We start from the raw sequence: 6,254 nt of genomic DNA, 5'->3' as shown, positions 1-6,254 counted from the left end.
ATTTTTCTGCGCGATTGGATTCATTATTATATCTTGATGCTGATATCGTCTGTAAGGGTTCATTGAACGAGTTAATAGCATTAGAGTTTAAAGATGAATATGGGGCTGTGGTAATTGATGTAGATGCTATGCAAAGTAAAAGCGCTGAGCGTTTAGGTAATGAGGATTTTAACGGTAGCTATTTTAACTCTGGTGTAATGTATATTAATTTACGGGAATGGTTAAAACAAAGACTAACGGAGAAATTCTTTGAACTATTATCAGATGAGTCAATTATCAAAAAATTAAAATATCCGGATCAAGATATTTTAAACTTAATGTTTCTACATCATGCTAAAATATTACCGAGAAAATATAATTGTATTTATACTATAAAGTCAGAATTTGAAGAAAAAAATAGTGAATATTACACCCGGTTTATTAATGATGAAACTGTCTTCATACATTATACTGGTGTAACAAAGCCATGGCATGATTGGGCGAACTACGCATCTGCAGATTATTTTCGTAATATTTATAATATATCACCATGGAGAAATATACCTTATAAAAAAGCTGTTAAAAAACATGAGTACAAAGAAGAATATAAACACTTGCTTTACCAGAAAAAATTTCTCGATGGTTTTTTTACAGCAATTAAATATAATTTTATGAAAGGTTAACATTCGAGATGGTTGATAAAATAATATTTACAGTTACTCCTATTTTTTCAATTCCTCCTCGCGGAGCGGCCGCTGTTGAAACGTGGATGTATCAGGTTGCTCAGCGTACCAATTTCCCAAATCGTATTGTTTGTATCAAGAATCCAGGATACTCAAATTACACCTTTGTTAATGATAATTGTAGTATTCATAGGGTTGGATTCAGTCGCATATATAAGCGGTTATTTCAAAAATGGACAAGACTTGATCCTCTTCCATATTCACAGAGAATATTGAATATTGCACATGATTTTCCTATAACGAAAGAAAGTGTTATTGTAGTACATAATAGTATGAAGCTATACACTCAAATTCGTAAGCGAGCTCCTCAGGCAAGAGTGGTTATACATATGCATAATGCATTTGAACCAAAATTGCTTGAGCAAAATGTTAAAATGATAGTGCCTAGTTTATACTTGAAAAAGTATTACCAATCTTATTTAGCAAATGCAGATATTGAGATTGTACCAAATGGAATTGATTTAGAAACCTATCAATCTACTTTTCAGCCGATCACTAGAAGCGAACTTAATATCTCCCCTGAAGAGAAAATTATTTTTTATGCTGGGCGTATCGTCCCTGACAAAGGCATATTGCTGTTGATGCAATCATTCGAAAAATTGGCCGCTGCTCACAAAAATTTAAAATTAGTTGTGATTGGTGATTATACAGAAATGAGTAAAAGTGACAAAGGTGCATATCAACGCAATGTCAGGGAAATTGCAAAACGTTTGAAGGATCGTTGCATTATGTTAGGAAGCATACCGCCTGAAAAGATGCATTGTTATTACCCACTGGCAGATTTAGTCGTCATTCCTTCCCAGTTCCAGGAACCATTTTGCATGGTGGCAATTGAAGCTATGGGTGCTGGTAAGCCTGTTTTAGTGAGTACGCGTGGGGGGATGACGGAATTTGTCAAAGAAAATACTACGGGATTCCATTTAAAAGAACCTATGACTGCAGACTCCATAAGCAGCGATATTTTAAAAACGTTAGCGAATCCTGAATTAACAGCAGTTGCAAAGCAAGGTCAGGATTTTGTGTTTGATCACTACAGTTGGGATGGCGTAACTCAAAGATTCGAAGAGGTTATTCATAATTGGTTTGAATAAATAAAAAGGCCGCATTATGCAGCCTTTTTTATTTTTTACTTGTTTTTCATCGCTAATAATAAGCCGGCGTAAACGCCTAATAAATTTGGTTCAATTTGTTCTACGTATCCACGGATAACAAAATAACCTATAAAAGATAGTAAGATTATATAATATGCATTATATGGTGAGCGGTATTTATTCTGGACGCCATTTTTTATACACTCTTTCAATATTGCACAGTATAGCATCATAAGACTTACCAGTCCTAATAAACCAGTGCCAAACCAGATGAATAGCGCAAAATTATGTGGCCCTATTGATTGTCTAAAGGTCCATTCTGGATAATCAACGACACGTTTATTATAGACATCTTTATATGCAACGTTACCGTAACCATAACCAATAACAGGATTTTCTAATATTAGATCGAGTGCGCTGCCTTGAGTACCATTTGCATAGCGATAAGAACTATTAGTTTGTTGAAGTTTATACGTTAGCTTTGCGGTCATCTCCTTATGTGTGAAAATAACCGACAATGCAATGATGGAAACCATTACTCCTACTAATAGTAACTTCCATTGTTTAAACATCAGAATCCATATTAATCCAATGACTAACACGGAAAGCCAGGCCCCTCTGGATAAAGTTCCTAATATCAGAAAAATAAAAATAAAGCTTAGAACCACAAAAGAAATGCGGTATTTTGCTGATTTGATAAGCCAGAGATTTAACAATGCAGGGAATAAAAAGACCATCGAGTCAGAAATGCTACGGTGTCTATAATCTGCGAATGGCATTATCCCTTGTTGATAGTCCTTATAATAGGTAATCAATTCAGAAAAACAGCGTAAGCCCAACGCACTAATAAATGAGAAGAAAACGATTTTTTCGACATCTTCTCTTTTCTCGTCTCTCAATATGACCGGTATTGCTATTGTGCATAGTAAAGTATTCTCAATAATAGCTTTGAAAATTTCCTTCATGCTAGCACCTGCATCAGGGGATTGAAGAAGTGACAGCAATGCAGCAATAGTTAATATGGCAACACTACCAAAAAGAAATGTTTTAAATAGTGAGAGATAGTGTTTTGGCCGTTTGCAGAGATAGACGATTGTCGTTATTGTCATAAGAATAACAATAAGATGTTTATACCTTGTAATCTCACCCAAAAAATAGGTGGTAATGAATAAGAATACGAGAGCTCTGTTCCAGTACGCTATCCAGTTTTTTTTCTCGAGAGAGAAAAATAATGTTGAGGTCATCTTATCTCCGATGTCACTTATTGATTATTATTTCAAGATTTAAATTTTGAAAAACGGTTTGAGCTGGCAAATCTGCAAGAGACATACTTGTAGAACGACACTCTACTTGATTCTTCCCATACCCACCAATTAATCCCGGATCGGTTGGTCCATAAACCGTGATATTGGGTCTATCCAGTGCCGCCGTTAAATGGCTTAATCCCGTATCCACCGACACTACAAATTTAGCCCCGGCCAGCACGCGGGCAACGCCTTCCAGACTCATCTTCGGCAATACTTCAACATAAGCAAATCCTTCCGCCAGTTGTTTCGCCCGTTCTTCCTCATGCGGCGCGCCCCACGGAAGTTTAATCCGTATTCCTGAATCAGCCAGTAAACCAATCAATTCTCGCCAGTGTTCTTCCGGCCAGTGTTTATCATCACGGGTCGTCGCATGAAGAAATACGGCATATTCGCCAGCATCTGTAGGCAGGTTCGTCAGAAAATGCTGTGCGATAGCATAATCGCCCTGGGTTTGCGGTTTGCTATAGCCCAAACTTTTGGCAAACAGTTCGCGGGTGCGTTCTACGGCGTGCTGCTGTTTTGCAATATGATGCTTACGATTGTAAAACAGGCTGGCTAAAGGTTCGCGAGCGGTTTGCCAGTCCATGCCATGCTTTACGCCATGCGCCAGACGCGTCACCAGCGCCGCGCTTTTTACCAGCCCCTGAGCGTCGATAACTGCGTCATAGTTCTCTGCTTGTAGCGCTTCACGAAACGCTTTGCGTTCCGCTTTTATGGGGGCCGAGAACCAGGCTTTACGCCAGCGACGTATTGCCACAGGAATAACTCGCTCAACGGCAGCGTGCCAGGAAGGAATCTGTGCGAACCCTTCTTCCACCACCCAGTCAAATTTAATCCCTGGGATTGCCTGCTGGGCATCAGTGAGTGCGGGCAACGTATGGAGAACATCGCCCATCGACGATGTTTTAACGATCAAAACCCGCATCCGTCAGGCTTCCTCTTGTAACAATAGCGCGTTGAGTTCTTCCAGTACGCGCTGGGGAGTAATGTCGATTAAGCTCTGGTGATAACCCTCCGCAGCGTCACCTTTACGCACTTTGTGATAGCCGGTAATCAAACGGATCACGCGCGCTTTATGGGATAGCGGCGGTGTGAAGTCCGGGCTACTCGGACCATACAGGGCAACCAGCGGACGATTGAGCGCCGCCGCAACATGCATCAGGCCAGAATCGTTAGTGACAATGGCTTTACAGGCTGCAATCAGGATAACCGCTTGATCAAGCTGTGTTTCCCCCGCCAGGTTCCGACACCATGCCTGCTGCTCGGTATTCAAAGCGGCAAGAATCTCATTGCCCGCTTCATGATCTTTCGCCGAGCCAAACAGAACCACCTGATAACCTTCATCAATCAGCTGCTTTGCCAGCTCCGCATAGTGGTAGTGTGGCCAGCGTTTTGCCGGACCAAACTCCGCACCCGGGCAAAAACCAATCATCGGACGTTCTGATGAAAGCGAAAATTGATTACAGGTATATGATTTTTCACCTTCGCTCACCTGCAACTGCGGCCATAACAATGGCTGCGGCAGATCTTGTGCTGTGCGCATAATGCCTTTGTCATAGGCCAGCGCTATATAGCGTTCCACCATTAGCGGCCAGGCTTCTTTATCGAGCACGCGTACATCGTTGAGTAAACCGTAGCGCATCTCGCCGCGCCAGCCGGTGCGATGAGGAATACCCGCGAAGAAAGGCACTAATGCAGATTTGAAGGAGTTGGGTAAGACGTAGGCGCGGTCGTAGCGCTTTTCACGCAGACTATGACCCAGTTTGCGGCGTTCGCCGATTTCCAGCGCTCCGTGACCGAGAGGCATAGGAATAGCTTCGTTAACTTCCGGCATCCGCGATAATAATGGACGGCACCATGCCGGTGCCATCACATCGATTATCGCCTGGGGATAGCGCGCCTGGAGCGTGCGATAGAGACTTTGCGACATCATCATGTCGCCAACCCAAGACGGGCCGATCACCAGTATTTTCATGCAGAGCTCTTATGCGTCGCGATTCAGCCAGGCCATGTATTCCGTTACACCTTCAGCAACGGTTTTGAACGGTTTGTCGTAACCCGCCGCGCGCAGATTCGTCAGATCTGCCTGAGTGAACGCCTGATAGCGGCCTTTCAGTTTATCCGGGAACGGAATGTATTCGATCTGGCCTTTCTTGTGATAAGCCAGCGTAGCATCAGCTACAGCCTGGAAGGATTCCGCACGACCAGTACCGAGATTGAAGATGCCGGAAACGCCATTTTCCAGGAACCACAGATTCACATCAGCCACGTCGCCCACATAGACGAAGTCGCGTTTGAAGTTCTCGCTACCTTCAAACAGCTTCGGTGATTCACCGTTGTTAAGCTGGGTGTTGAGATGGAAAGCGACGCTCGCCATGCTGCCTTTATGGCCTTCACGCGGTCCATAAACGTTGAAATAACGGAATCCAACAATCTGCGAGTTCGCTTCAGGCAGGATTTGACGAACATATTCATCAAACAGGAATTTTGAGTAACCGTAGACGTTCAACGGTTTTTCGTACTCGCGGGATTCAATAAAGTCGGAGGTGCGTCCGCCGTAAGTGGCCGCGGAAGATGCATACAGGAACGGGATTTCGCGCTCCATACAGTAGTGCAGCAGCTCTTTGGAGTATTGATAGTTGTTATCCATCATATACTTGCCATCCCACTCGGTGGTGGAAGAGCATGCGCCTTCGTGGAAAATCGCTTCGACATCGCCGAACTCTTCGCCAGCCATAATCTGGATCAGGAAGTCTTCCTTATCCATATAGTCCGCGATATCCAGATCCACCAGGTTCACAAACTTGGTGCCGTCTTTCAGGTTGTCCACCACCAGAATATCGGTGATGCCTTTATCATTCAGGGCCTTAACGATGTTGCTGCCGATAAAGCCCGCGCCGCCGGTAACGATGATCATAACTGTAACCTTCGAATTATGGAGTCAGAGACAATCTCAGACATGAATGTCTGTAATCATACCATCACATCCGAATCCCTTCAGCCCTTTACATAGAGATGCAAGGATGCTAATTGCAACAAACTAGTTTGGGTTTTAGCTAGGGAAGGTGCGAACAAGTTCCTGATATGAGATCATCATATTCATCCGGAGCGCATCCCAGAGGGACATCATGAGC

General features: G+C 43.1%; 5 protein-coding genes and 1 pseudogene. 2 read left to right on the top strand and 4 right to left on the bottom strand.

The window, feature by feature from the left end; all coding sequences use genetic code 11:
- A partial coding sequence (locus OQV04_RS23150; protein WP_332643008.1) for a glycosyltransferase family 8 protein occupies positions 1-662 on the top strand: 662 nt, incomplete at its 5' end.
- Positions 663-670: 8 nt separating this feature from the next.
- Positions 671-1,813: a lipopolysaccharide N-acetylglucosaminyltransferase gene (locus tag OQV04_RS23145; protein WP_023308468.1), complete on the top strand. Its 1,143-nt coding sequence runs from the start codon at positions 671-673 to the stop codon at positions 1,811-1,813.
- Between the two features lie 35 nt (positions 1,814-1,848).
- Here OQV04_RS23145 and rfaL read toward each other — a convergent pair whose 3' ends face one another.
- The 4 genes and pseudogenes from rfaL to rfaD form a co-directional block, all read right to left on the bottom strand.
- Complete coding sequence (rfaL, locus tag OQV04_RS23140) at positions 1,849-3,057, bottom strand: O-antigen ligase RfaL (protein ID WP_332643005.1); 1,209 nt, start codon at positions 3,055-3,057, stop codon at positions 1,849-1,851.
- Positions 3,054-4,045 (bottom strand): annotated as a pseudogene (gene rfaC, locus OQV04_RS23135) (lipopolysaccharide heptosyltransferase RfaC). Before rfaC ends, rfaL begins: the two are co-directional and overlap by 4 nt.
- Before the next feature lie 3 nt (positions 4,046-4,048).
- Positions 4,049-5,095: an ADP-heptose--LPS heptosyltransferase RfaF gene (gene rfaF, locus OQV04_RS23130; RefSeq protein WP_000699219.1), complete on the bottom strand. Its 1,047-nt coding sequence runs from the start codon at positions 5,093-5,095 to the stop codon at positions 4,049-4,051.
- 9 nt (positions 5,096-5,104) lie between these two features.
- The gene (gene rfaD / locus OQV04_RS23125; RefSeq protein ID WP_023308465.1) at positions 5,105-6,037 is read right to left on the bottom strand and encodes an ADP-glyceromanno-heptose 6-epimerase; all 933 of its coding nucleotides are present in this window, start codon (positions 6,035-6,037) and stop codon (positions 5,105-5,107) included.
- Positions 6,038-6,254 lie beyond the last annotated feature (217 nt).

Source organism: Escherichia sp. Lx600-2 (assembly GCF_036662595.1).
Classification (GTDB): Bacteria; Pseudomonadota; Gammaproteobacteria; order Enterobacterales; family Enterobacteriaceae; genus Escherichia; species Escherichia coli.
Note: the sequence above shows the minus strand (reverse complement) of the source record. Positions and strands in the feature narration are given on the sequence as shown.

Bases quoted from the DNA above. Each gene is read 5' to 3' on its own strand.
- rfaL (WP_332643005.1), bottom strand. From the start codon at position 3,057: ATGACCTCAACATTATTTTTCTCTCTCGAGAAAAAAAACTGGATAGCG.
- rfaF (WP_000699219.1), bottom strand. From the start codon at position 5,095: ATGAAAATACTGGTGATCGGCCCGTCTTGGGTTGGCGACATGATGATG.
- rfaD (WP_023308465.1), bottom strand. From the start codon at position 6,037: ATGATCATCGTTACCGGCGGCGCGGGCTTTATCGGCAGCAACATCGTT.
- OQV04_RS23145 (WP_023308468.1), top strand. From the start codon at position 671: ATGGTTGATAAAATAATATTTACAGTTACTCCTATTTTTTCAATTCCT.